Consider the following 24,264-nt stretch of genomic DNA (forward strand, 5'->3'; position numbering starts at 1 on the left):
GGCGGGCTGCTAGACGAACGCGGCCTGCCCGGTGATCGCACGACCGACGATCAGCGTGTTCACCTCGCGCGTGCCCTCGTACGAGTAGATCGCCTCGGCGTCCGCGAAGAACCGGGCGACACCCTTGTCGAGCACGATGCCGTTGCCGCCCTGCACCTCGCGGCACCAGCCGACGGTCTCGCGCATCTTCGCGGTCGCGAACGCCTTCGCCAGGGCGGAGTGCTCGTCGCCCCCGATGCCGGCGTCCTGCATGGCCGAGGCCTGCGTGCAGAGCGCGATCGAGGCCGTGATGTTCGACAGCGACTTCACGAGCAGGTCCTGCACGAGCTGGTGCGCGGCGATGGGCTTACCGAACTGGATCCGCTCGCGGGCGTACGCGAGCGCTGCGTCGTAGGCGCCGACCGCGATGCCGACGGCCTGCCAGGCCACCTCGGTGCGGGTCAGACGGAGCACCTCGGCGGTCGACCGGAACGAGTCGGCGCGCTGGAGCCGACGCGATTCCGGCACGCGCACCCCCTGCATGACGATGTCGGCGTTCTGCACCCCACGCAGCGCGATCTTGTCCTCGATCTTCGTGGCAGTGAAGCCGGGGGTGTCCGTGGTGACCAGGAAGCCCTTCACCTGTTCGTCGGCGACGTCCTTCGCCCAGATGACGACGACGTCGGCGAAGGTGGCGTTGCCGATCCAGCGCTTCTCGCCGTCGAGCACCCACGTGTTGCCGTCGCGGCGGGCGGTGGTGCGCAGGCCACGGGCGGAGTCGCTGCCGGACAGCGGTTCGGTCAGGCCGAACGCCCCGATGACCTCGCCGGCCGCCATGCGCGGCAGCCACTCGCGCTGCTGTTCCTCGCTGCCGGCGACGGCGATCGAGTTCATCGCCAGACCCGACTGCACGCCGATGAACGTCGCGACGCTGGCGTCGACGCGTCCGAGCTCGAGCGCAGCCCACCCGCGGTACACGGCCGAGTTCTCGAACTGGCGCACGAGCGGGATCCCCGGCCCGTACATGCCCAGCTCGGCGAGGGGCGCGATCACCTGCATCGGGAACTCGGCGCGTGCCCAGTACCCGTCGGCGATGGGCGCGACCTCGCGCTCGAGGTACTCGCGGAGTCGCCCGATCGACGCGCGCTCCGGCTCGGTCAGCTGCTGTTGGAAGCCGTAGAAGTCCGATTCGAGGAGGCCCGTCGTGGGCGTCAGCGTTGACATGGAACCAACGATGCATCATTCTCGAAAACGTTGCAAGGGAGGACCGCGTGTACACATCGGATTCTGCGCTGCGCGCCTTCCGGGAGGCTCGCCACACGTTCATCGACGGCTCACGGATCGACATGGGCGCGTTGGCTGCCGCACTCGGCGTGGACCGTACGTCACTGTTCCGGTGGGTGGGCAACCGTGACCGGTTGCTGTCCGAGATCCTGTGGTCCCTCGCAGTCCCGACGCTCGACCGGGCGTCCCGCGCTGCCGACACGATCGGGTCGTCCGGAGCGGCGCGCATCGTCGACGTGCTCGACCGGTTCACCGCCGACCTCATCGAGGCCACCTACTTCCGCGCCTTCCTGACCCGCGAACCCGCGCGGGCGATGCGCCTGCTGACCACCTCGGAGAGCGACGTGCAGAGCCGGTTCGTCGAACGGGTCACGGCGCTCGTGGTCGAGGAGCAGTCGTCCGGCGAGTTCGATCCGGCCCCGTTGTCCGCCGAAGAGCTCGCGCGGCTGCTCGTCCGGATCTCAGAGTCGTTCACCTACGCTGAGTTCATCTCCGGTGAGGCCCCCGACCCCGTCCGGGCACGCGCCGCGTTCGAGTACGTGCTGCGCCCCGCCGCCGATCACGCCACACCCGCACCTCCGATCGGAGACCGATGACCATCGACGAGTACCCGTTCCGCCGCCTCTACCCCACGCGCTGGAACGACAACGACATGTTCGGGCACGTCAACAACACGATCTACTACTCGGCGATGGACAACGCGTCGACGTACTGGTTCCGCGAGGAAGCGGGTCTCGACCCCTTCACGTCGGAGTGGATCGCGGTGCTGGTGTCGTCGAGCTGCCGATTCGTCGAGTCCGCCGTCTGGCCGGACGTCATCGAGGTCGGGATGCGGTCCAAGCACCTCGGCAACACGAGCCTGTCGTGGGAGTTCGGCCTGTTCCGGCAGTCCGACGGCGCGCTGCTCGCCACCGGCGAGTTCGCGCACGTCATCATCGACCGCGAGGGCGCCCGCCGACCGATCCCCCTGCCGGAGTCGCTGCGCGCGCTCGTGACCGGCACGATGGTCGCGCAGGAGCCCGCCGTCGCCGACTGACCCCGCGCGCCGTCGCCCGACACCGACGCGGCGCCGCCGCTCGGGCGCCGACCCTGCCCACCTCGGCGCACAACCAAAGTGCCCTCGAACCGCGCAATCGCGTGGCTCGAGGGCACTTTGGTTGTGCAGGCCGGATCGGGACCGGGCTCCGGGGGCTGGCGCAGCGAGAAGGTCAGGGGCGGTAGTCGTCGCGGCTCGGCTGGTTCAGCCGCGCGGCGAGGTCGTCGCCCGCTGGCTTCGCGCCGTTCAGGGTCCCGAGCACCTTCGCCACGGTCGACAACACGAAGCCGATCCCCCGGCCGATGGCTTGCACGAAGCGCATGACGTCCCCTCTCGTCACCCCATGCTAGCCCGCGGCCCGAGGACTGCTCAGGACTTGAGGGCAGCGAGCTCGAGGTTGATGTCGTCGGGGTCCTGCACGGACAGGATCACCATGCCGGCGTCACCGAGGTCGGTGACCTCGCCGTGCTCGACCCCCGCGGCGTCGAGACGTGCGGCCGCCTGGTGCAGCTCGTCGACGGATCCCACGACGAAGCTGACGTGGTCGAGGCCGACGGTGTCCGGGTCGAACGTCTGCCCCGCCGGAGCGACCGGGCGGAGACCGAAGACCTGGTCGCCGAGCCGGAACACGGAGCCGCCGTAGAAGCGCTCGCGGTCCTCGCGCACGCCGGGCTCGTCGACCTGGTCGCTGAAGTCGATCGCCGGGTCGGTGCCGAGCAGCTGCCGGTAGAACGCCTTGCTGCGGTGGATGTCGGTCACGGTGACGCGGACGTGGGCAAGGGCGGTCGGGCGTGCGAACGGTTCGGTCATGGTGGAGCTCCTCCGGGTTCGACCCGACGCAGGGCTGTCGGGTGCGCGCCGTGGTTGCGACGCGCACCCGAGGCAACCCCTGCCACCTCGGTGCATCCCGACAGCGTGCGGCGACCGGACAGCGGCGCTCGACCCGAACGCCAGCGCCGCGGTCCGGTCAGATGAGCTCGTCGGTCAGGTGGTTCGGCGTGCCGAAGCGGTGCGCCGTGATCGAGACCGCCTGCTCGCGGACGAACGGCAGGATCTCGAGCCGCCCGGCCTCGGTCACGGGGCCGCCGTACACCGCGACGTCGGGACGCCCGCCGATCGCCGAGTACAGCGCAGAGGTGTCGCCGCCGATGAGCCGGACACGGGTCGACGGCCCCGCCGCGATCGACGACGCGAAGGACTCGTCGGAGACCGACTGCGAGACGGACCGGACGATGGGCAGCGAGCGGAGCGCCGATGCGACGGGTGTCGGCAGCGCGGCGGCCGTCGAGACGTCGATCGTCGTGCCGGCCCGGAGCGCAGCCGCGACGACGCGGACGAGGTCAGGAACAGCATCCTCGTCACCAGAAGCCAGGCGCACCTGCACCGACGGGAACGGCAGGTACCGCGCGATGTTCCGCTCGGCGCTCAGGGCCGAGACGTCGGTCGCGGTGCCGAACAGCGTCGACCAGGCCTGCTCGTCCGACGCCAGCGACCGGTCGAGCACCGGCGAGGTGCCCCCGGCCGCACGGACGAAGGCGCTGACCGGAGCGGAAGGAACGGACGCAGCAGTCGACGCAGCAGGCGCCCACGACCCGAGCCCGAGCAGGTAGTTCAGCCCGCCGGCCTTCGTGCCCGCGCCGACGGCCGACTTCTTCCAGCCACCGAACGGCTGCCGACGGACGATGGCGCCCGTGATGCCGCGGTTGACGTAGAGGTTGCCCGCCTGGATCCGCGACAGCCAGGTGCCGATCTCGGCCGGGTCGAGCGAGTGCAGGCCCGAGGTCAGGCCGTAGTCGACCTCGTTGACGATGTCGATCGCCTCGTCGAGGGTGTCAGCGGTCATCATGCCGAGGATCGGGCCGAAGTACTCGGTGCGGTGGAACTCCGAGCCGCGGCGGACGCCCTGGCGGACACCGGGGCTCCAGAGCTTGCCGGTCTCGTCGAGCTGCTTCGGCTCGACGGCCCAGGTCTCCCCCGCACCGAGCGTCGTCAGGCCGGCGAGCAGCTTGCCCGATGCCGGCTCGATGATCGGGCCCATCTGGGTGGTGGGGTCGGTCGGCGAGCCGACGGTGAGCGAGGACACGGCGTCGAGGAGCTGGTTGCGGAAGCGCTTCGACTTCGCGACCGAGCCGACCATCACCACGAGCGACGCGGCCGAGCACTTCTGGCCGGCGTGCCCGAAGGCCGAGGCGACGACGTCCTTCACCGCGAGGTCGAGGTCCGACGACGGGGTGACGATCACGGCGTTCTTGCCCGAGGTCTCGGCGAGCAGCGGCAGGTCAGAGCGGAACGAGCGGAACAGCTCTGCGGTCTCGTAGGCACCGGTGAGGATCACCTGGTCGACCATCGGCGAGGCGATGAGCTGCTGGCCGAGCTCGTTCTCGGACACCTGCAGGAACGCGAGCACGTCGGCCGGGGCCCCGTGGGCGTCGAGCGCGGTCTCGATGATCGAGGCGAGGACGGCCCCGGAGCGCTCGGCGGGCGGCGCCGGCTTGAGGACGACGGCGGACCCGGCAGCGAGTGCGGCCAGCGTCGAGCCGGCGGGGATCGCGACCGGGAAGTTCCACGGCGGTGCGACGAGGGTCAGCGTGGCCGGGGTGAAGGTCGCACCGTCGAGGTCGTCGAGCTGGGACGCGAGCGAGCCGTAGAAGTGTGCGAAGTCGATCGCTTCGGACACCTCGGGGTCGGCCTGGTCGATGGTCTTGCCGGTCTCCGCGGCCATGACCTCGATGAGTGCTGCGCGGTTCGCCTCGAGTGCGTCGCCGACGGCGTGCAGCACGGCGCCACGAGCGGCACCGGACCAGGTCCCCCAGACCGCACCGGCGGCCTGGACGCGAGCGAGCGCCGAGTCGAGTGACGCGGCGGAGTCGACCCGGGCCTCCTGGACGGCGCGGACGCCGAGCGTCGACGACGCGATCCGGTCCGTGATCGCCGACCCCCACTGGCGCACCGGCGCGACCGACGGGTCGCTGTCCGGCGTGTTCTCGAACCGGCCGGGTCCGGGGCGCCCAACGGCCGCGTAGCGGTCGGCGACGCGGTGGGACGCGGGAGCGGCGAGGCCCTCGGGTGTGGCGAGCGGCACGAGCGAGGCGCGGAAGCGTTCTTCTTCGCGGGCGAACAGCGGCGGCGACGACACCAGCGAGAAGACCGCGGACATGAAGTTGTCCTGCGAGGCGCCTTCTTCGAGGCGGCGGATCAGGTACGCGATCGCGACGTCGAACTCGCCGGGGTGGACGACCGGCGTGTAGAGCAGGAGGGAACCGACCGTGTTCTTCACTGCCGACGCCTGGCCCTGCGCCATGCCGAGCAGCATCTCGAACTCGATGCCGTCCCGCACGCCCCGCTCACCGGCGAGCAGCCACGCGTGCGCGACGTCGAACAGGTTGTGCCCGGCGACGCCGACGCGGACGTTCTCGACGCGCGACGGCGTGAGTGCCCAGTCGAGCACGCGCTTGTAGTTGGTGTCGGAGTCCTGCTTGGTGTGCCAGGTGGCGAGCGGCCAGCCGTGCACCGAGGCCTCGACCTGCTCCATGGGCAGGTTCGCGCCCTTGACCAGGCGGACCTTGATGCCGGCACCACCACGGGCCCGGCGAGCGGCGGACCACTCCTGCAACTGCTCCATCGCGGCGAGGGCGTCGGGCAGGTACGCCTGCAGGACGATGCCGGCTTCGAGCCCGAGGAACGCAGGCTCGTCGAGGAGCTTCGTGAAGACCGCGATCGTCAGGTCGAGGTCCTTGTACTCCTCCATGTCGAGGTTGATGAACTTCGCCGGGGTCGAGGCCACGGCGCGCTCGAACAGCGGGCGGAGCTGCTCGACGATGTCGTCGACGGCGTGGTCGAACGCCCACGGCGAGTGCGGGTGCACGGTCGACGAGACCTTGATCGACACGTAGTCGACGTCGTCGCGTGCCAGGAGCTTGTGCGTGCCCTCGAGCCGGCGCGCGGCCTCGCGCTCGCCCAGCACGGCCTCGCCGAGCAGGTTCACGTTGAGCCGGACGCCGTCCCGCTTGATCTTGGCGATGGCGGGCCCGAGCTTCGAGTCGGTCGCGTCGACGATGAGGTGGCCGACCATGCCCCGCAGCACTCGGCGAGCGATGGGCACGACGACGCCCGGAAGCACCGGTGCCATGCCGCCACCGAGGCGCACGAGTCCGCGCATCGCGGCGGGCAGGAACCCGGGGGCACCGGGCGCGATCTGCCGGAGCTTGCGCGCGGCGACGGCGAGGTCTTCCGGGCGGACGACGCCGTCCACGAAGCCGACGGCGAAGTCCAGACCTGCGGGGTCGGCGAGCACCCCGGCGAGCTGCTTGGCGGAGCCGTCCACCGGGAACGACTCGGCCTCGGCCAGCCACTGTCGGACGAGTGCGACGGACTGGTCCGCCAGCGCGTCGTGGTCGGTGGCGGGGTGCTCCTGCAGGGTCGTCATGGGATCAGTGTGGAGGCCCGGGATACGGTAGCGGAAGCGACCGTTCCTGATGGGTACCGTTCAGTTGCACTACCGAATCTACGGCGGCCCCGCTACCGTCAGACCATGCTCGATGTCCGCCGCCTGGTCCTGCTCCGCGAGCTGTCGATCCGCGGCACCATCGCGGCCGTCGCCGAGGCCATGAACTTCACGCCGTCGGCGGTCTCGCAGCAGCTCAGCGCCCTGGAACGCGAGGCAGGGGTGCAGCTCCTCCGCAAGGCCGGCCGACGGTTGCAGCTCACCCCGCAGGCCGAGGTGCTCGTCGCCGCCGCCGGCCACGTGCAGGACGTGCTCGAGCAGGCCCAGGCGCAGGTCGAGGACACCCTGCCGTCGGTCCAGGGGCGAGTGCGCGTCGCCGTGTTCCAGTCCGCCGCCCTCGCGCTGATGCCCAACGCCCTGCACGAGATGGCCACCGAACACCCCGACGTCCGGGTCGAGATGGTGCAGCGCGAGCCGGAGACCGCCCTGAACGAGACGTGGGCGCGGGACTTCGACATGGTCATCGCCGAGCAGTACCCGGCGCACGCCGCCCCGCACCTGTCCGGGCTCGACCGCTCGGACCTGACCACCGATGCGGTCCGGCTGGCGCTGCCGCCGCTCGACACGGCGCTGTTACCGGTCTCGAGCCTCGAGGACGCCGAGGCCCTGCCGTGGGTGATGGAACCCCGCGGGACGGCGTCGCGGCACTTCGCGGAGCAGGTGTGCCGACGCTGGGGCTTCGAGCCGGACGTCCGCTACGAGACCGCCGACCTGCAGACCCAGATCCGACTGGTCGAGTCCGGCAACGCCGTCAGCCTGATGCCGGACCTGATGTGGACCGGACGCACGACGACCTGCCGCCTGCTCGAACTGCCCGAGCAGCCCCGCCGCACGATCTTCACCGTCGTGCGCGCCGCCGGGGCGTCCTCGCCCGCGGTCCGTGCGCTGCGCGCCGCCCTCGAACGCGCCGCGGCGGCCGTCGGCGACTGACGGGCCCCGTCCCCGATCCGGCTGACTGCACCGAGACCGAACCGAGACCTGACGGGCCGTCAGGATCGCGGGATCGACGACATCTCCTGGGTGAGGGCACTTCTCGGTGCCCCGTCCGGTATCCGAGGGGGATCCCATGAGTCAGCCCTGCACGTCCACTACGCGTCGCGTCGCCGCGATCGGCGCCGCCGTCGCCATCGTCGCCGCCTCGTCGGCCCTCGGCATCGGCGCCACGACCGCCGTCGCCGCCGAGGAACCGACCGCGACCAGCACCGTGACACCGGTGGCGACGAGCGCCGCGACACCCGCTGCGTCCGCCTCGCCCGAGGCGCCCGAGACGCCCGTCCCGACCGACGCCCCCGACGAGCAGCCGGGAGGCACGACTCCCGATCCGACGCCGGCTCCCGCCGACGAGTCGGAGACCCCACTGCCCGCTGCGCCCGCCGCCGACGACGGCAGCGACCTGGCGTTCACGGAGCCGTCGACCGCGGACGCCCCGCTCGTCCTCACCGCGACCGCCGGCACCCCGTTCTCGCACACCTTCGAGACCACCGGCGGCAACGGCACCGTGGGCTACGCCATCCAGGACGCCCCGTCAGCGGCGTACAGCGTCAACGTGGAGACCGGTGTCCTGAGCGGCACCCCGACAGAGGCCGGCACGTTCGACTTCGAGGTCGTCGCGTTGAGCGGCTCGACCCAGATCACCGAGTACGTGGAGCTCACCGTCTCCCCCGGTGCCCCCGTGGGCGTGACGTTCGGGGTCGCGACGCCGGACTACGACGGCCTCTGGCAGGTCGAAGCCGACGGCACGATCTGGGAGCAGGCCGCCGGGCAGGGCCGAGTCCGCATCGTGCCGGACATCCCCGTCGCCGAGGACACCCCGCTCACCCTCGCCGGGCTCGCCGTCGACGCCTACGGCAACCGGACCACCCCCGGCGGTGACGACGACTACCCGCGGTCGACGGTCACCAGCACGGACGACTCCGACGTGGCCACGTGGAACGACGGAGACTCCTCGACGACCGTGACCTTCGGCGGGACCGGTACCCGGACCGTGACGGTCTCGGAGGGCGGCGTCTCCACGGCGTTCGACGTGGTGGTCGGCGCCGAGGGCACCGGCGAACCCGCGGCTCCGGACACCATCATGTTCGACGAGCAGTCGACGCCGGAGTCCCCGATCCGCATCGAGACGATCGCGGGCGAGCAGGTCGAACGCACCTTCACCGCCACCGGGTCCTCGAGCGAGCTCCACTACGTGCTGCTGACCGGCGCGACCGCGTTCCCCGTCCCGGGCAACGAAGCCCCGATCGCGCCGCTCGGGATCGCCGTCGGTGACACGAGCGGGGTCCTGAGCGGCGCCCCGACGGTGGCCGGTGAGTACGACTTCCAGGTCATGGCGATGAACGGCTCCCGGGCGGCCACGCAGTACGTCCACCTGTCCATCCGTCCGGCCGCCACCGAGGAACTCAGCCTGCTCGTCGGGACGATCGGGTCCCCCAGGGGCTGGCTCCGCGACGGCCGGGGGCTGCGCGAGGTCTTCGCGGAGAGCGGGGAGTCGATCCCGTTCGACGCGGTCCCGGTGGCCCAGGGCTCGACGATGGCCATCCGTGTGACGGCGCTCGACGCGTTCGGGAACAGCACGCAGGAGTCGGACGGCGCACAGCCCGTCGTCACGAGCACGGTGTCGAGCGACGAGGTCTTGCTCCCCCACGGCCCGTGGGAGCCCCGCGTCGCGTTCCCGCACGCGTCGCCGCACACGATCACGGTCGCACTCGGTGACGTCTCGACCTCGTTCGACGTGGACGTGCAGCCCGCGGCCGCCATCGTCGGCACCACGCCCCCGACGGCCGGTACCGGCACCCTCGCGTTCACGGGCGCGGAGACGTCCGGCACGCTCGCCTGGGCGCTCGGCCTGCTGGCCGCCGGCGGCGGCCTGCTCGTCCACCGCCTGCGTCGCCGACGCGCCTGACGCGGTGCACCGCACCGGATGACGGACGGGAGGCCCGTGGCGGATCCGCCACGGGCCTCCCGTCCGACGCGGGTTTCCGCACGGACCCCCAACCATGGTCACATTCCGGTCACCGACGCCTGAACGGCCACGCAGCCGCACTACGATCCGAGCAGGCCGAAACTCTCGGCAGATTCTTACGATCCGGCCACCCAGCCGGACCTGAACATGGGGGGAACCCGTGCACCGCAGCACCTCCGCCGTTCGTCGCGCTTGCGCCGTCGGCACCACCGTCGCACTCGTCGGTCTGACCACCGGTCTCGGCATCATGTCGGCGACCGCCGCCAGCGCCGTCGAGCCGACCGACTCGACGCAGCCCGTCTCCTCGAACGAGACAACGGCCCCCGTCGCGACGGAGACGCCCGCACCGACCGACGAGCCGTCTGTCCCCGCGGACGAGACCACGGAGACCCCGGCCCCGGCACCCGCCGAGGAGACCCCGGCCCCCACCCCGAGCGACGACGCGACCACCCCGGCCGACGAGCAGACCACCCCCGCGACGACGGCTCCGGCCGCCGAGACCCCGGCTCCGACCGCGACGCCGACCCCGGACGTCACCACGAAGGCCGCCGACGCGACCGTCACCATCGACGGTGCAGCCAAGGTCGGCACCCTCCTGAGCGCCGTCGTCACCGGCTTCGACGAGGACTCCTCGTACAAGTACGTCTGGGCTGACCAGGACCGCAACGTCCTGTCGAAGACCGCGACCTACCGCATCGACCCCACCGACGTGCGCAAGACGATCACCGTCACGGTGACCGGCACCCTGCCCGGCGCCACCGAGACGACCTCGGTGACCTCCGACGCGACCGCGCCCGTCAGCCAGACCCCAGCCTTCCTCGGCGAGGACGGCAAGCCGACGAAGGCCGGCGCCCACGCTGACCACCCGCTCGAGCTGAGCACCACGGCCGGTGACGCGTTCTCGCACACCTTCCGTGCGCAGGGCTTCCCGGAGCCGAAGTACGCGCTCGCGTGGTTCGACGAGGACGAGCTCGAGGACACCACGTACTACGACGAGAACGGTGACGAGTACGTCCCGGAGCCCGACGAGCAGCTCCCGGACGGCATCACGTTCGACGCCTCCACCGGTGAGCTCAGCGGCGTCTCGACGGAAGCGTCCGACTGGACCTTCGCGGTCACCGCGACGAGCGGCACCGAGACCGTCACGCAGTACGTCGACCTGACCGTCGAGGCCGCCGCGCCGCTCGGCATCATCGTCTTCACGACCGACCGTGCCGGTGCGTTCGACCTCGGCGAGGACGAGGACGACACGAGCACCCGGACCAGCTGGATCATCGACCCGGAGGGCAAGGTCTACACGTTCACCATCACGGGCGACGGTGAGGGCGGCTACACCGGCAACGAGGTCGAGGGCGGCCGGCCGACCATCAAGCAGGGCGGGACGCTCGTCGTGTCCGGCGGCCTGGTCGACGTGTTCGGCAACGAGATCACCGACGAGAACGAGGAGTCGATCGTCCCGACCGTCACCTCGGACGTGGCGAGCGACGTCATCGCGCCGGACCCCGACCTGGGCTTCTTCGGCCTCGTGAACGTCACGTTCCCGCACGCGTCGATCCACAACCTGTCCGTCTCGGCCGGTGACTTCACCACCTCGTTCGCGGTGGACGTCCAGCCGACCGCGGTCCCGACAGTGCCCGGTGTGTCCACTCCGGTCACCCCGGTCCCCGCGGCCGCACCGGTCACCCCGACGAACCGTGGCGGCCAGCTCGCCTACACGGGTTCGGACGCCACCGGCGCCCTGCCCTGGGCCCTCGGTCTGCTCGTCGCCGGTGCCGGCCTGATCGGCGCCCGCACCCTGCGCCGTCGCCGCGCACAGCGCTGACGGACGACCAGCGCTGACGTACGACCAGCGCTGACGGTCCCCCGTCGTCTCCCGTCCGTCGCGTGCCCGCGTGACGGACGGGAGGCCCGGCTCGGCCCCGCCTGTCCGCCTCCCCGGGGCGGCGGGGCCGTTTCCGTCCCACCGTCGGTAGCGTGGGCACCATGCCCACGCTGCTGCACATCGACTCCTCGGCCGACCTCTCCCACTCCCGTTCGCGCGCGCTGACCGCCGCGTTCGCCGATGCCTGGCGCGCACGCGGACCGGAGTACACGGTGGTCCGCCGCGACCTGCACGTCGACCAGCTCCCCCACCTCGAGACCTCGGCGCTGCACTGGGCGGCAGCGGACCGCACCGCGGACGAGTCCGTCGCTCCCGAGGCCGAGGCACTACGCCAGGAGGTCATCGACGAACTCCTCGCCGCCGACGTCGTGGTCGTCGGGTCGCCGCTGTACAACTACACGGTGCCGTCGACGCTCAAGGCCTGGATCGACCGCATCCACATCCCCGGGGTCCTGGCGGGCGACGTGCAGCCCTTGGCCGGCCGTCCGGTCGTGACCGTGGTCAGCCGCGGTGCGACGTACGACGCCGGCACCCCGACCGAGGACTGGGACCACGGCTCGCCGGTCCTACACCTCATCCTCGGCACGGCGCTCGGCATGAAGCTCTACCCGATCACGGTCAGTGCGACCCTGGCCGACCGGCTGCCCGACCTCGCCCCGCTCGCCGAGCACGCGTCCGCCGAGCTCGCCGACGCGAAGACGACGATCGAGCGCCTGGCGTCGACCCTCGGCTGAGGTCAGGACGCGAGCGGTCAGGCGGGACGGATCTCGTCCGACCGGCCGAGCAGCTCGGCGTGGAACGCCGTCTGCGTCAGTGCGCTCGCGAGCAGGAACCCGGTCATCGACTCGATCCCGCCGCTGAACGGCACACGCGCGGCGACTTCGAACAGCGTGGGCCGGTCGAGCAGGTCGAGTGCTTCGGCGACGTGCCGCGACCGCTCCTCGCGGTGTCGAGCCAACGTCTGCGCGCGGGCGACGACGTCGGCGAACCGGTACTCGTGGCCCGGGCAGACCTCGAGCCCGGCGTACACGTCGAGTCGGCTGAGCGACGCCAGGTAGTCGCCGAGCGGGTTCGTGGCGGTCCGACCACCGAGGCCGATCCCCGAGTTGATCCGCGGCAGCACGTGGTCCCCGGTGAAGAGCAGCCCGTCCGGTTCGTCGACGAAGCACACGTGACCGGCGGTGTGCCCGGGCGTCCAGAGGGTCCGGATGGTGCGCCCAGGGATCGGCAGCTCGTCGCCGTCGGCCAGCAGCAGGTCGGCGTAGGGCGCCTCGCTCCAGCCGAGCCCGATCCGTCGCCCGCTCCCCCAGGCCGCGACGACGCCGTCGTGCAGCTCGGGCGGCAGGCCCCACGTGGCGATGTCGGCGTCGTTCCGCACCGCGTCGGTGCGCTCCCGCTCCAGCGCGTCGACCTCGAGCCCGTGCATCGCGACCCGCGCACCGGTCGCTCGACGCACCGCGGCGGCGGCACCGAGGTGGTCTGCGTGCAGGTGCGTCACGGCGACGAGGGACACGTCGTCGAGCGACCGGCCGATCGCCGACAGCGCGGCGCGGACCTCATCGAGCCCGTCGTCGGCCGACCACCCGGGGTCGATCAGCGCGAGGGACCCGTCCGACCCCTCCACCACGTAGACCAGGGTCGCGTCGGGCACCCCGAACCGGAACGGCACCGCGAAGGTCCAGATCCCCGGCCGGATCTGTTCGACGGGCGGCAGGACGCCGTCGCGGAGCGCGGCGGCCTGCACGGGGCTGATCGGTTCCGGAGCCGGCGCTGCCGACGGGGGCACGGTCGTCACCCGCACCACACTACTGACGCGATCCGACCTGCCCCGGGTGATCCGGGCCTCCCGGCCGCACTTCGTGAGCAGAAATGGTCGAGTCGTCGCGCCGGACCCGACCATTCCTGCTCACCAAGCGCACACCCCGCCCACGCAAGCCCCACCCGCGCCCGAGTAGACACGACGCATGGAGATCGCACCGATGCTGGCCAAGGCCGTCGCCGACGTCCCGGAACCCGACAGCGTGACCGGTGGCCTGCGGTACGAACCGAAGTGGGACGGCTTCCGCGGCATCGTGACGATCGACGGCGACGACGTCGAGATCGGCAGCCGCGGGGCGAAGCCGCTCACGCGCTACTTCCCCGAACTCGTCGAGGCCTTCCGCGCGCAGTTCGGCGGCCGTGACCACCCGGTGGTGCTCGACGGCGAGGTGATCCTTCGCTCGGGCGAGCCCGGAGCCGAGCGCCTCGACTGGGAGGCACTGTCGCAGCGCATCCACCCGGCGGCCTCGCGGATCGCGAAGCTCAGCGCCGAGACGCCCGCGCAGTTCGTCGCGTTCGACCTGCTCGCAGCGGACGGCGACGAGCTGGTCGACCTGCCGTTCGACGAACGACGTGACCGGCTGGAACAGCTCGCGAGCGGCATGTCCGACCCGCTGTTCGTCACGCGCACCACACTCGACGTCGACCAGGCACGCGAGTGGCTCACCACCTTCGAGGGCGCCGGACTCGACGGCGTCGTCGCCAAGCGCCGGGCCAAGCCGTACGAACCGGGCAAGCGGACCATGCTCAAGATCAAGCACCACCGGACGGCCGACGTCGTCGCGATCGGGTACCGCGTGCACAAGAGCGGCTCGGGCGTCGGGTCGCTGCTCGTCGGGCTGTACGGCGACGACGGTGAGCTCCGCCAGGTCGGCGGCGTCTCCGCCTTCTCCGACAAGCGCCGGCTCGCCCTGGTCGACGAGCTCGAGCCCGTCGTGCTCCGCGATGCGGACGGGAGGCCCGTCACCGGTGACGGGGAACGCTCGCGGTTCTCGTCGGGTCGCGACACGTCGTTCGTCCGGCTGGCGCCGGAAGTCGTGCTCGAGGTCCGGTACGACCAGATGGAGGGCGACCGGTTCCGGCACACGGTGCAGTTCGAACGGTGGCGTCCGGACCGCGACGCGGCGTCGTGCGGGTTCGACCAGCTCGAGGTGCCGTCGGCGTACGACCTGCGGGATGTCCTGTCCTGACGCGTGGTTGTCCGTTTTTCGTCGTCTTCCCCGTGATCGCAGGAAAGTAGTTAGTCGAACTAGCGAAACGCTGCCACGATGGTGATCAGCACCACGAGGCACCCATCCCGGGAGCCCCAGGACCGAAAGCGGATCGACATGAGCACCAGCACGCTTGTCCGCCACTCGCAGCGGAACCCCTTCACCGAGGTACGCGAGGCACGCCGCCAGCGCACCCTGCAGCTCAGTGCGGTCATCAGCGCCATCGCCGGCGTGACCGCCACCGCGCTCGCACTCGTCACGATCGGCCTGGGCTCGTGATCGTCGACGGCATCAGCGACGCGCACCGCGGCACCTGGTCGCGCCTGACCCGCCTGCACACGGCGAGCGTCGGGCTGCCGATGCAGACGTCGCGCGTCGACGACCCCGACCGCTCGACGGACACCCTGCCCTCCGTCTGACGGTCCCCGCTGACCCGACTCAGGGTTTCTTGGCTCGGGACGGTTGCACACGCGGCGGCTCGCCGGGCATCTTCGGGAAGTCCGGCGGGAACGGCAGTTCACCCTCGCCGTTCTCCAGGTCGCGCTCCCACCACGCCAGCAGCGGCGCGATGCTCGCTGGCTCGTCGTGCATCGCCTGCCACGGGTCGCCGATCGTCGCCAAGCGTTCGGGGACGGTCCGGATCGTGAAGGTCGTCGGGTCCGCGGTCGGCAGCTCGTCCCACGTGATCGGCGTCGACACCGAGGCGTGCGCGAGAGCCCGTGGACTGTAGGCACCGGCCATCGTCCGGTCACGGTTCGCCTGGTTGAAGTCGACGAAGACCCGCTGGCCTCGCTCCTCCTTCCACCACGCCGTCGTGACCAGGTCGGGCATCCGCCGTTCGAGTTCTCGGGCGGCGGCGATCACGGCGTGCCGGACGTCGAGGAACTCGTGCTCGGGTGCGATCGGGGCGAACACGTGCAGACCGCGGTTGCCGCTCGTCTTGATCCACGCCGTCAGACCCGCTTCGTCCAGGACCTTCCGGAGTTCCTGCGCCACGGGCACCGTATCCGAGAAGTCCGTGCCGGGCTGCGGGTCGAGGTCGATGCGGAGCTGGTCCGGGTGGTCGCTGTCCTCGGCGCGCGACGCCCACGGGTGGAAGACCACGGTGTTCATCTGCGCGGCCCACACCGCGACGGCCGGCTCGTCGATGACGAGCTGCGGGTGCTTCCGGCCGCTCGGGTACGTCACCGTGACCGACCGCACGTACACCGGGGCGCCCTTCGGCGGGTTCTTCGAGAAGAACTGCTCGCCGTCGACGCCGCCGGGGAACCGCTGCAGCGAGATGGGCCGGTCGCCGTTGGCCCGGACGAAGGCGTCGCCCACGGTCACCAGGTACTCGGCGAGGTCGGCCTTGGTGATCCCGGCCTCCGGCCAGAGCACGCGCGAGGGACTGCTGATCCGGACCTCGCGGTCCCCGTCGGGCCCGGGTACCCGCACCGTCGTCGCTTCGCTCGCCATGCAGCGGAAGGTACTCGGTGCACGATGGACGAGTGAGCGCGTACCTCGGAGTGGACCTGGCGTGGGGGCTCGGCACCGCGAGCCGTGCCCCGAACGAGACCGGACTGGTCGCGATGGAGTCCGACGGCACGATCACCGATGCCGGATGGGCCCGCGGGGTCGACGACGTCACGACCTGGGTCGCGGAACACCTCGGGCCGCGGTCGCTCATCGCCGTCGACGCCTCGCTCGTCGTGACGAACCCGACCGGCATCCGCGAGTCCGAACGGCAGGTCGGGCAGCGCTACGGCCGGTGGAAGGTGGCGGCGAACCCGACGAACCAGGCCTCCGCGGCGAGCGCCGGCGCCAGCCTGCTCGACCGGCTCACCGCACTGGGCGTCGAGTACGTGTCCGACACGGCATCCATGCACGCCAGGACCGGGCCGGCGATGTTCGAGTGCTACCCGTACACGACCCTGGTCGGCGTGGAGGAGCTCGGGTACGACGTCGAGCGGCCCCGGTACAAGCGCCTGGACCTCAGGGTGCCGGCAGCCGAGGCCCGGGCACGCCGCGCCGAGGCGTTCGACGAGCTCGTCCGGCGCCTGCGCGAGACCCCGCTCGACCCGCCGTTGCAGCTCGACTCGCATCCGCTGACTGCGGGCCTCGCCGACCCGTCGGTGCTCCACGGCCCGACCCACAAGCACCGCGAGGACCTGCTCGACGGTGCCCTTTGTGCCTGGACGGCGGCGTTCTGGGAGCGGCACGGTGACCAGCGCGTGCAGATCTTGGGAGGCGATCCGGGCCTCCCGTCCGACCCGGTGGACGAGGCGAGCCGCCGGCCCGTCGTGGTGGCGCCTGCGCGCCCGTCGCAGCGGGGCACGCGCGGCTAGGGTTGACCGGTGAGCACGACGAGCGAACCCCTGCACATCGGGCTGGTGTCGCTGCACACCTCCCCCGGAGACGAACCCGGCTCGGGCGAGGTCGGCGGCATGAACGTCGTCGTCCGGCACCAGGCCGAGGCGCTGGCCGATCGTGGCCACCACGTCGACATCATCACGCGGCGTTCGGCGCCGACGCAGCCGGACTCGGTGTCGCTCGTGCCGGGGGTGTGCCTGCGGTTCCTGTCAGCAGGTCCGGCGGAGCCGGTGCCGAAGGGCGAGCACGACGCGTTCATCGAGCCGTTCCGCCACGAGCTCGAGCAGCTCGGGCCGTTCGACGTCCTGCACTCGCACCACTGGTTCTCCGGTGCCGCTGCCCTGCCGGTCGCCCGTGAGCGTGGCATCCCGCACGTGCAGTCGTTCCACTCGATCGCTGCCGACCCCGAGACGCCGCTGTCCGAGGGTGAGCGGCCCGAGTCCGCCGGGCGCATCACGGGCGAGCAGCAGCTGGCGCGTGAGTCCGATGCGGTCGTCGTGGTGTCCGAAGCCGAGGCGTCGACGGTCCGGACGCGGCTCGGCGGTGCCGACGCGCGGATCTGGATCGTGCCGCCCGGGGTCGACGGGTCGGTCTTCCGTCCCGCGGCCGCGAGTGCGCGCCGGGCCGCCACCCCCTACGTCGTCGCGGCGGCTCGCGTGCAGCCGTTGAAGGGGCTCGACCTGGCCATCGAGGCGATCGCGGGCATCAGCCAGGAGGCCCGTCCCACCCTGGTCATCGCCGGGGATGCTTCGAGCGAGGCGGGTGACTACGTTGACGAACTGCGTCGGCTCGCCGCCGCGCGTGGCATCGCCGACCGCGTCACCTTCATCGGGCCGCAGTCGCGTGCCGACCTGGCGTTCCTGTTCCGTGGCGCGGCAGCCGTGCTGGTGCCGTCGCACTCCGAGACGTACGGCCTCGTGGCGCTGGAGGGCTCGGCGTCCGGGGTGCCGGTCGTGGCCGCGGCTGCCGGGGGCCTGCGTGAGGCCGTGGTCGACGGTGAGACGGGTGTCGTGCTCGAGTCGCGTGAGCCGTCGGTGTGGGCTGCCGAGATCGAGCGGATCCTGACCGACTCCAGGTACGCGGCCGCGCTGTCCTCGGCCGGTCGGGAGCACGCGGAGCGTCTGAGCTGGGAGCGGTCGGCTTCGGGGCTCGAGGACGTGTACCGCCGGGTGCTCGGCCGCTCGTGAGCCGCTTCGACGCGTCGGGGTTCTGGGCGGCACTCGACGCCGTGCCGGTGGAGGCGGACGCCGAGGCGCTGTACGACTTCGGTTCGGCCGAGGGGCGGTTGCGGCGATCGAACCTGCAGCGGTACCTGGAGCAGTTCGGGCCGGCGGCTGACACCCTGCTCGTGGCCGAGGCACCCGGGTGGCGCGGCATGACGAACACCGGCATCCCGTTCACGAGCATGCGCGAACTCGGGACGGACCGGTTCGGCGACGACTACCTGGTGCCGCCGGAGCCGACCGCTCCGTGGGAGGCCTCATCACGTGTGGTGCAGGCGGCAATGTCCGACTGGACCGGGCCGCTCCCCGTGGCGTGGGCGATCTTCCCGCACCACCCGTTCGTCGCCCCGGACCGGCTGACGAACCGCACACCCCGTCCGGGCGAGGTGCGGTCGGGAGCATCGGTCGCCCTCGCACTGCTCGAGGCGCTCGGTGGCGTCGACCGGGTCCGGGTGGTCGCGGTGGGGCGGAAGGCCCAGGGTGCGCTCGCGTTGGCCGGCATCGAGGCGATCGCCGTCCGGCACCCGGCGCAGGGCGGCGCGAAGCAGTTCACCGAGCAGCTGCAAGCGTTGGACCGCTCGCTGTAGTTCCCCGTGCCGGTTCCTCCGGTCAGGCTGAGCGGACCTCGACGCCCTTCGCGGCCAGGGCCTCGGCGACGTGGGCGGGCAGCGGCGCAGCTGCGTACACGGTGCGGAGTGCCGGCAGGTCGAGGACGTCGTCCCAGTTCTGCGGGTCGAAGCGGTCGTCGGAGCCCTCCCACCCGGGGTGTACGTCCTGGAGCACCTCGAGCTCGGTGTCGACGGTGATCTCCGTGACGAGGGACAGGTGCGACGGCAGGAGTTCCAGGTCGTCGTAGTACTCACGGGCCCGGTCGTCCTGGCCGTCGACGTCGAGGTCCTCGTCCGTCTCGTCGGCCGTCTCCGGGTCGTAGGGGTCGAGCACGTCGAGGTCGTAGCAGAGGACGTCGAGCACCAGCAGCTTCGCGTTGAAGTCGGCGAACTCGACGGGCTCTTCGGTGGTGTTCGACTCGTGGTCCATGGCCCGGAGAGTATCCGTCGCCGAGCGACCGTGTTGCGATCGCGAGAAACCTTCCTGTGGGACTAGACAGCAAGGCGTCTCGCGCGCAAGGGTGACGCATGGCCACCACCAAGACGGACCGACCACAGCAGGAGCAGCCCGAGCTCCGCAGGGTCATCGGTCCCAAGCTCCTGCTGCTGTTCATCGTCGGCGACATCCTGGGAACGGGTGTCTACGCGCTCACCGGTCAGGTCGCGGCGGAGGTCGGAGGAGCAGCGTGGCTCCCCTTCCTCATCGCCTTCGCGGTCGCCCTGCTGACGGCGTTCTCGTACCTGGAACTCGTCACGAAGTACCCGCAGACCGCGGGCGCTGCGCTCTACGTGCACAAGGCGTTCGGCGTCCACTTCATCACCTTCATCGTGACCTTCATCGTGATGTGTTCCGGCATCACCTCGGCGTCGACGGCGTCGCGGGCGTTCGCCGCCAACCTCGGTGTCGGGTTCGGCCTCGAGTTGCCGAACGCCGTCGTGATGCTCATCGCCATGGGCTTCATGCTCGCGGTGATGGCGATCAACTTCCGCGGCGTCAGTGAGAGCGTGAAGACGAACGTGGTCCTCACCCTGGTCGAGCTGTCCGGTCTCGTCATGGTGATCCTGATCGGCTTCTGGGCGATCGCGGGTGGCAACGCGGACTTCTCGCGGGTGGTGATGTTCGAGACCCCGGAGGACAAGACCCTGCTCATGTCGATCTCCACGGCGACGTCGCTGGCGTTCTTCGCGATGGTCGGCTTCGAGGACTCGGTGAACATGGCCGAGGAGACCAAGGACCCCTCGCGCATCTTCCCGAAGGTGATGCTCACCGGCCTCGGCATCACGGCCGTGATCTACACGCTCGTGTCGATCTGCGCCGTCGCCGTCGTGCCGATCGGTGAGCTCGCCGGCAACGAGACCCCGCTCGTGACCGTCGTGCAGACCGCCGCACCGGACTTCCCGATCGCCGACCTGCTGCCGTTCATCTCAATGTTCGCCGTGGCCAACACCGCCCTGATCAACATGATGATGGCGTCGCGACTGCTGTACGGCATGAGCAAGCAGGGCGTGCTGCCGGGCTTCCTGGCCCGCATCTCCCCCGCTCGTCGCACCCCGTCGAACGCGATCGTCTTCACCACCGCGATCTCCCTGCTGCTCATCGGCTGGGTCTCGCTCGACCCGGACTCCCCGATCGTGGTGGTCCTCGGTGGCACGACCTCGCTCCTGCTGCTCACCGTGTTCGCCGTCGTGAACCTGACGGTGCTCGTGCTCCGCCGCGACAAGGTCGACCACAAGCACTTCCGAGCCGGCGTGATCATCCCCGTCATCGGCATCATCACGTGTCTGTGGCTCGTGCTGCCGTTCTCGTCCGGCCGTGACCCGCAGCAGTACCAGATCGCCGGTGCACTGCTGGCCCTGGGTGTGCTGCTGTGGATCCTGACCTGGTTCACGCACGGTCGCAAGCAGCCCGAGAAGGCCCCGACCGGCCTGGTGACCGAACCGACGAAGGTGCAGCACCCGCCGCACGACCACCGCGACGTCTGATGGACGCGACCGCCGTCATCTGGACGATCGTCATCGCCGCCATCGCGCTCGTCTCCCTGTCCGCCGGCGGATGGGGTCGAAGCAGGTCGCGCCGACGCCGACGCTGACGTCGGGGCTGACGGTCCTGGTGCACGAACCCCGTGTTCGGCGCACCAGGACCGTCAGTGCGTCACAGCGGCCCCCGATCGGGCGGGTGCGGTTCCCAGGCGGCGCCCGTACGCTCGTCGTGCTCCGCCTGCCCCGCCCCGTCCGTCGAGAGGTCCCGTCATGCGCCGTGTCGGCATCACGCTCGCGTCGGTGTTCGGCGCCGGCATCGTGGTCGTCGGGATCGGGGTCGTGGTGCTCGTCGTGATCGCGGTCAACTCGATCGCCGGCATCGCGAAGTCCAGCGCCGCCGACGCCACCCCCACGTGCCCGAAGGTCGCCTCGAAGACCGTCGGCGGCATGGTCGTCCCCGCCGGCCCCATCGCGGGCTTCTGCCAGGACCGCCTGGTGAACGCCGCGTCCGTGATCCAGGCCGCGAAGGCGGTCGGCATCGGGCCGCACACCCAGGCCGTCGGGGTCATGACGGCGATCGGCGAGTCGAGTCTGGTGAACCTGGACCACGGCGACGCCGCGGGGCCGGACAGCCGCGGACTGTTCCAGCAGCGCGACAACGGCGCCTGGGGCACGTACGAGCAGCGGATGGACCCGTACACGGCGGCGTCGATGTTCTACGCGAAGCTCGTCAAGGTCCCCGGTTGGAAGACGATGACGCCGACGCAGATGGCGCACGCGGTGCAGATCAACTCGGACCCCGAGCACTACGCGAAGTCCTGGCCCGCGGCGAAGGCCGTCGTCGAGGGCCTTACAGGCGAGACCGTGCCGGACACCGCCCCGCAGGGCTGACCGGGCACGAGACCGCCGTGCCAGCCGGTCACGCGACGTCCTGGTCCTGGTCGTGCTCGTCGAGTTCGACCATCGCAGCACCGCCGTCGTGGACGATGACCTGCGCCCTCAGCCGGATCGCGTGCTCGTCGAGGGCGCAGGCGCACGCGTCGACCCACTCCCAGTCGACCGGGTGCACGCGGTCGACACCGGGCCGCTCCCACGCGAGGACGACGTCGACCGCGCCGAGCTGTCCGACGATCTCGGAGATCAACGACGCGAAGTCGCTGACGTGCTCGTCCGGTTGGTAGGGCAGGTCGGCGATGGGCAGCAGGAACGGGATCGACATCCCGAGCTCGTCGAGGAACACCACCCAGCACTGCCGGCGCACCGGGCGGTCGACCAGGGCGGCGACGAGTTGGACGACGTCGTCGTCGGTACGGACAGGGGTTCGGATCAGGCGGTCGAGGGTGTCGGTGTCAGGCATGACTCCAGCGTCGCGAACCCGGCCCGCCCACAGACGGCCACCGTGCGCATCTGTGGACAACCTCGCCGCCGCAACCACCTGTGGAGGAACTTCGGCGATCCCGACGCCCCCGCGGTCGTCGCGGTGCACGGGTTCGACCAGCGCGAGAAGGACGCTGGACGGGCCTCCAGTCCGAACCCGACCGGCTCGGCGAGGTTCCACGACCTGCCGCACGCTGATCGCCGAGGTTCCAGACCTCGACGAACAGGGCGCCGACATGCCGAGATTTCGGAACCTCGGGACGGCAGCACCCCTCAGATGCCGTGCGTCACCGAGCTCTCGATGAGCAAGAGCGCCGCGAAGAACACCGCGACGACGGCGGCCATCCCGACGAGCACGACCGGCCACGCCAGCCGACGCCGCACCAGCCGCAGGATGCACACCACGATCGAGGCGACCAGCACCAGCGCGATCAGGATCGGCCCGACCGTCACGACCGAGTCCCCGAGCCCCACGTTGCAGGTGTTCCCCGGGGCAGCGCACGACACGAACGCCAACGACATGAGCTTGATGCCCCACCCCGCTGCCAACGCTTCGAGCGTGAGCACCACGAGCAGGGCGATGGAGGCGACCATGTCCGCGACGCGGCGGCGCCCTGCCAGGGGGTGGCGGGCCTCCCGTCCGAACCGTGCCGGAGCCGACCCGAGCGGATCGAGACGCGCCCCCGGAACCGACTCCGGCCCGGACCCGGGAACCGAACCGGCGTCGGCCGGACCGGACGACCGGGCGGGCGCGTCCATCAGGACCGCCGGCCGCGCGTGGACCAGAGGGCCGCGGCGATGAGCAGCGGCTGCCCGAAGAGGCGCGCGACGCGCTTCTCGTCGGTGTCCAGGCCGAACGCGTCGCGGCGGTTGACCCACTGCGACAGGTTGCCCGGGAAGATCACCGTGAAGAACAGCGCAGCGACGGAGCCGACGAAGCGCCGGGCCGGCTTCGGCGCGAGCACGAGCGCCGAACCGAGGGTGATCTCGGCGACACCCGAGGCCAGCACGGTGGCGTCCTCGGAGAGCGGCACGAACTCCGGAACCTGGGCCGTGAACTCCTTGCGCGCGAAGGTGAGGTGACTCGTGCCGGCGAACACGAGCGCCAGGCCGAGCAGGACGCGGAGGAAGGAACGCATGCCTCCATCGTGCCTGCTCCCGGGCGACGGTGCTCGCACGTGTACGGAACCCGACCGGCTCGGTACATTCAGACGTATGGGAGCACCCTCTCGGGACCACGAACCGCCAGCAGCCCCGGCGACCTTCGCCGTGCTGCTCGGCCCGGTCGCGTTCTACCTCGGCATCATCGTGCCGGCGCAGGGCACGGTCCGGCACGTCCTGCTGGGTGCGGCGTTCGGCGTCGTCTGCGTGCTGAGCGGCTGGCGGGCGATCGTCATCGCCGGTCGCCGTCGCCGGGCGGTGCAGGTGTGGGCGTGGATCGGCATCGTGATCGGCGCGGCCGGGCTGGCCATGATCGTCTGGCAGCTGCTCGTCATCGCGACCGCCGGCGCGTTCCCGCCGCCGTTCTGGTCGCCCTACGCGAACCGCTGACGCGGGTCACCAGCCGAGCGTGCCGGGCGCACCCTTGAACGGGCCGACGACGTCCGACGTGATCCAGCCACCGTAGAAGTCGCCGTCCTGCGACTGCACGACCTCGCCGCCGACCTCGCACGCGTCCATCGCCGACGGGTAGATCGCGACGCGGTCCCGGAGCGACTCGTACCCCGGCTCGGGCGTCGGGTAGTTCCACGCGGCGCGGCTCGCGACGGTGCCGTCCCCGCCGACCACGTCGAAGTACCGCGCCCGGCCCTTGAACTCGCACATGCTCGACCCCTGGGCGGGGCGGAGGTCGAGGTCGGCCATCGGCAGGTAGTACACCGGCGGGTGCGAGGTCTCGAGGACCCGCACCGCATCGGTCGTGTCGGCCACGACGGTGCCGCCGAACCGGACGACGACGCGGGCGGTGACGGGCTCGACGGCGGGCGGGCGGGGGTAGTCCCAGACCGATTCCTGTCCGGGGCCGGGTTCGATCCGTGTGGGATGGCGCATGG

General features: G+C 71.3%; 25 protein-coding genes and 1 pseudogene. 15 read left to right on the forward strand and 11 right to left on the reverse strand.

The window, feature by feature from the left end:
• Positions 1-9: 9 nt before the first annotated feature.
• The gene (locus EDF33_RS16670) at positions 10-1,203 is read right to left on the reverse strand and encodes an acyl-CoA dehydrogenase family protein (RefSeq protein ID WP_132100613.1); all 1,194 of its coding nucleotides are present in this window, start codon (positions 1,201-1,203) and stop codon (positions 10-12) included.
• A gap of 47 nt (positions 1,204-1,250) precedes the next feature.
• Between EDF33_RS16670 and EDF33_RS16675 the strand changes: the two genes are divergently transcribed.
• Complete coding sequence (locus EDF33_RS16675) at positions 1,251-1,859, forward strand: QsdR family transcriptional regulator (RefSeq protein ID WP_123292424.1); 609 nt, start codon at positions 1,251-1,253, stop codon at positions 1,857-1,859.
• Entirely contained in the window at positions 1,856-2,299 is a 444-nt protein-coding gene (locus EDF33_RS16680; protein ID WP_123292423.1) for a thioesterase family protein, read from the forward strand. The genes EDF33_RS16675 and EDF33_RS16680 overlap by 4 nt, the downstream gene beginning before the upstream one ends.
• Before the next feature lie 172 nt (positions 2,300-2,471).
• Here EDF33_RS16680 and EDF33_RS20240 read toward each other — a convergent pair whose 3' ends face one another.
• The 3 genes from EDF33_RS20240 to EDF33_RS16690 form a co-directional block, all read right to left on the reverse strand.
• Positions 2,472-2,621 (reverse strand): hypothetical protein, encoded by a 150-nt coding sequence (locus EDF33_RS20240; protein ID WP_165901403.1) that lies wholly within the window; start codon positions 2,619-2,621, stop codon positions 2,472-2,474.
• A 47-nt stretch (positions 2,622-2,668) separates the two neighbouring features.
• Entirely contained in the window at positions 2,669-3,109 is a 441-nt protein-coding gene (locus tag EDF33_RS16685; RefSeq protein ID WP_131846286.1) for a VOC family protein, read from the reverse strand.
• Positions 3,110-3,266: 157 nt separating this feature from the next.
• Complete coding sequence (locus EDF33_RS16690) at positions 3,267-6,725, reverse strand: bifunctional proline dehydrogenase/L-glutamate gamma-semialdehyde dehydrogenase (protein WP_131846287.1); 3,459 nt, start codon at positions 6,723-6,725, stop codon at positions 3,267-3,269.
• A 105-nt stretch (positions 6,726-6,830) separates the two neighbouring features.
• Between EDF33_RS16690 and EDF33_RS16695 the strand changes: the two genes are divergently transcribed.
• The 4 genes from EDF33_RS16695 to EDF33_RS16710 all read left to right on the forward strand — a co-directional run bounded on the left by EDF33_RS16695 (position 6,831) and on the right by EDF33_RS16710 (position 12,378).
• The gene (locus EDF33_RS16695; RefSeq protein ID WP_111086860.1) at positions 6,831-7,733 is read left to right on the forward strand and encodes a LysR substrate-binding domain-containing protein; all 903 of its coding nucleotides are present in this window, start codon (positions 6,831-6,833) and stop codon (positions 7,731-7,733) included.
• Between the two features lie 136 nt (positions 7,734-7,869).
• Positions 7,870-9,702 (forward strand): hypothetical protein, encoded by a 1,833-nt coding sequence (locus tag EDF33_RS16700; RefSeq protein ID WP_132100614.1) that lies wholly within the window; start codon positions 7,870-7,872, stop codon positions 9,700-9,702.
• 220 nt (positions 9,703-9,922) lie between these two features.
• On the forward strand, positions 9,923-11,584 hold the full coding sequence (locus EDF33_RS16705; RefSeq protein WP_131846289.1) for a putative Ig domain-containing protein: 1,662 nt from the start codon (positions 9,923-9,925) through the stop codon (positions 11,582-11,584).
• A 161-nt stretch (positions 11,585-11,745) separates the two neighbouring features.
• A complete protein-coding gene (locus EDF33_RS16710) occupies positions 11,746-12,378 on the forward strand; it encodes an NAD(P)H-dependent oxidoreductase (protein ID WP_131846290.1) in 633 nt (210 codons plus the stop codon).
• Between the two features lie 17 nt (positions 12,379-12,395).
• Here the strand turns inward: EDF33_RS16710 and EDF33_RS16715 are convergent, their stop codons facing one another.
• A complete protein-coding gene (locus EDF33_RS16715; RefSeq protein ID WP_165901404.1) occupies positions 12,396-13,439 on the reverse strand; it encodes an MBL fold metallo-hydrolase in 1,044 nt (347 codons plus the stop codon).
• 169 nt (positions 13,440-13,608) lie between these two features.
• Between EDF33_RS16715 and EDF33_RS16720 the strand changes: the two genes are divergently transcribed.
• The 3 genes from EDF33_RS16720 (at position 13,609) to EDF33_RS20250 (ending at position 15,092) form a co-directional block, all read left to right on the forward strand.
• Positions 13,609-14,652 carry an ATP-dependent DNA ligase gene (locus EDF33_RS16720; RefSeq protein WP_131846292.1) on the forward strand — a complete coding sequence of 348 codons (1,044 nt, stop codon included), beginning with the start codon at positions 13,609-13,611 and terminating at the stop codon, positions 14,650-14,652.
• Positions 14,653-14,790: 138 nt separating this feature from the next.
• The gene (locus tag EDF33_RS20245) at positions 14,791-14,952 is read left to right on the forward strand and encodes a hypothetical protein (protein WP_159573681.1); all 162 of its coding nucleotides are present in this window, start codon (positions 14,791-14,793) and stop codon (positions 14,950-14,952) included.
• Entirely contained in the window at positions 14,949-15,092 is a 144-nt protein-coding gene (locus EDF33_RS20250; protein ID WP_165901405.1) for a hypothetical protein, read from the forward strand. The genes EDF33_RS20245 and EDF33_RS20250 overlap by 4 nt, the downstream gene beginning before the upstream one ends.
• Positions 15,093-15,111: 19 nt before the next feature.
• Here the strand turns inward: EDF33_RS20250 and ligD are convergent, their stop codons facing one another.
• Positions 15,112-16,131, reverse strand: coding sequence for a non-homologous end-joining DNA ligase (gene ligD, locus EDF33_RS16725; protein WP_131846293.1), 1,020 nt, complete (start codon positions 16,129-16,131; stop codon positions 15,112-15,114).
• A 32-nt stretch (positions 16,132-16,163) separates the two neighbouring features.
• Here ligD and EDF33_RS16730 point away from each other — a divergent pair, with 32 nt between their 5' ends.
• Genes EDF33_RS16730 through EDF33_RS16740 form a run of 3 tightly spaced genes read left to right on the forward strand, consistent with a single transcriptional unit; the run spans position 16,164 to position 18,835 of the window.
• On the forward strand, positions 16,164-17,000 hold the full coding sequence (locus EDF33_RS16730) for a DUF429 domain-containing protein (protein ID WP_132100615.1): 837 nt from the start codon (positions 16,164-16,166) through the stop codon (positions 16,998-17,000).
• A gap of 9 nt (positions 17,001-17,009) precedes the next feature.
• Positions 17,010-18,212, forward strand: coding sequence for a glycosyltransferase (locus EDF33_RS16735; protein ID WP_132100616.1), 1,203 nt, complete (start codon positions 17,010-17,012; stop codon positions 18,210-18,212).
• Positions 18,209-18,835 (forward strand): uracil-DNA glycosylase, encoded by a 627-nt coding sequence (locus tag EDF33_RS16740; RefSeq protein ID WP_132100617.1) that lies wholly within the window; start codon positions 18,209-18,211, stop codon positions 18,833-18,835. The genes EDF33_RS16735 and EDF33_RS16740 overlap by 4 nt, the downstream gene beginning before the upstream one ends.
• 22 nt (positions 18,836-18,857) lie before the next feature.
• On the opposite strand, the gene EDF33_RS16745 is transcribed toward EDF33_RS16740, so the two are convergent.
• Positions 18,858-19,286 (reverse strand): hypothetical protein, encoded by a 429-nt coding sequence (locus EDF33_RS16745; RefSeq protein WP_123292413.1) that lies wholly within the window; start codon positions 19,284-19,286, stop codon positions 18,858-18,860.
• Positions 19,287-19,384: 98 nt separating this feature from the next.
• On the opposite strand from EDF33_RS16745, the gene EDF33_RS16750 reads away from it, so the two are divergent.
• Both EDF33_RS16750 and EDF33_RS16755 read left to right on the forward strand, forming a co-directional pair.
• Positions 19,385-20,839 carry an APC family permease gene (locus EDF33_RS16750; protein WP_123292412.1) on the forward strand — a complete coding sequence of 485 codons (1,455 nt, stop codon included), beginning with the start codon at positions 19,385-19,387 and terminating at the stop codon, positions 20,837-20,839.
• A gap of 267 nt (positions 20,840-21,106) precedes the next feature.
• Entirely contained in the window at positions 21,107-21,727 is a 621-nt protein-coding gene (locus EDF33_RS16755; protein WP_123340324.1) for a hypothetical protein, read from the forward strand.
• A gap of 28 nt (positions 21,728-21,755) precedes the next feature.
• On the opposite strand, the gene EDF33_RS16760 is transcribed toward EDF33_RS16755, so the two are convergent.
• The 3 genes and pseudogenes from EDF33_RS16760 to EDF33_RS16770 form a co-directional block, all read right to left on the reverse strand.
• On the reverse strand, positions 21,756-22,193 hold the full coding sequence (locus EDF33_RS16760; RefSeq protein WP_123292410.1) for a hypothetical protein: 438 nt from the start codon (positions 22,191-22,193) through the stop codon (positions 21,756-21,758).
• Between the two features lie 293 nt (positions 22,194-22,486).
• Positions 22,487-23,005: pseudogene (locus EDF33_RS20600) on the reverse strand (DUF6264 family protein); the annotation flags it as partial.
• Positions 22,972-23,352: a hypothetical protein gene (locus EDF33_RS16770; protein WP_123292408.1), complete on the reverse strand. Its 381-nt coding sequence runs from the start codon at positions 23,350-23,352 to the stop codon at positions 22,972-22,974. The pseudogene EDF33_RS20600 and the gene EDF33_RS16770, both read right to left, overlap by 34 nt.
• 76 nt (positions 23,353-23,428) lie before the next feature.
• Here EDF33_RS16770 and EDF33_RS16775 point away from each other — a divergent pair, with 76 nt between their 5' ends.
• Positions 23,429-23,764: a hypothetical protein gene (locus EDF33_RS16775; RefSeq protein ID WP_132100618.1), complete on the forward strand. Its 336-nt coding sequence runs from the start codon at positions 23,429-23,431 to the stop codon at positions 23,762-23,764.
• Positions 23,765-23,770: 6 nt separating this feature from the next.
• Here the strand turns inward: EDF33_RS16775 and EDF33_RS16780 are convergent, their stop codons facing one another.
• Positions 23,771-24,262 (reverse strand): DUF427 domain-containing protein, encoded by a 492-nt coding sequence (locus tag EDF33_RS16780; protein WP_132100619.1) that lies wholly within the window; start codon positions 24,260-24,262, stop codon positions 23,771-23,773.
• Between the last annotated feature and the right edge of the window lie 2 nt (positions 24,263-24,264).

The organism is Curtobacterium sp. PhB146 (genome assembly GCF_004342995.1).
Classification (GTDB): Bacteria; Actinomycetota; Actinomycetes; order Actinomycetales; family Microbacteriaceae; genus Curtobacterium.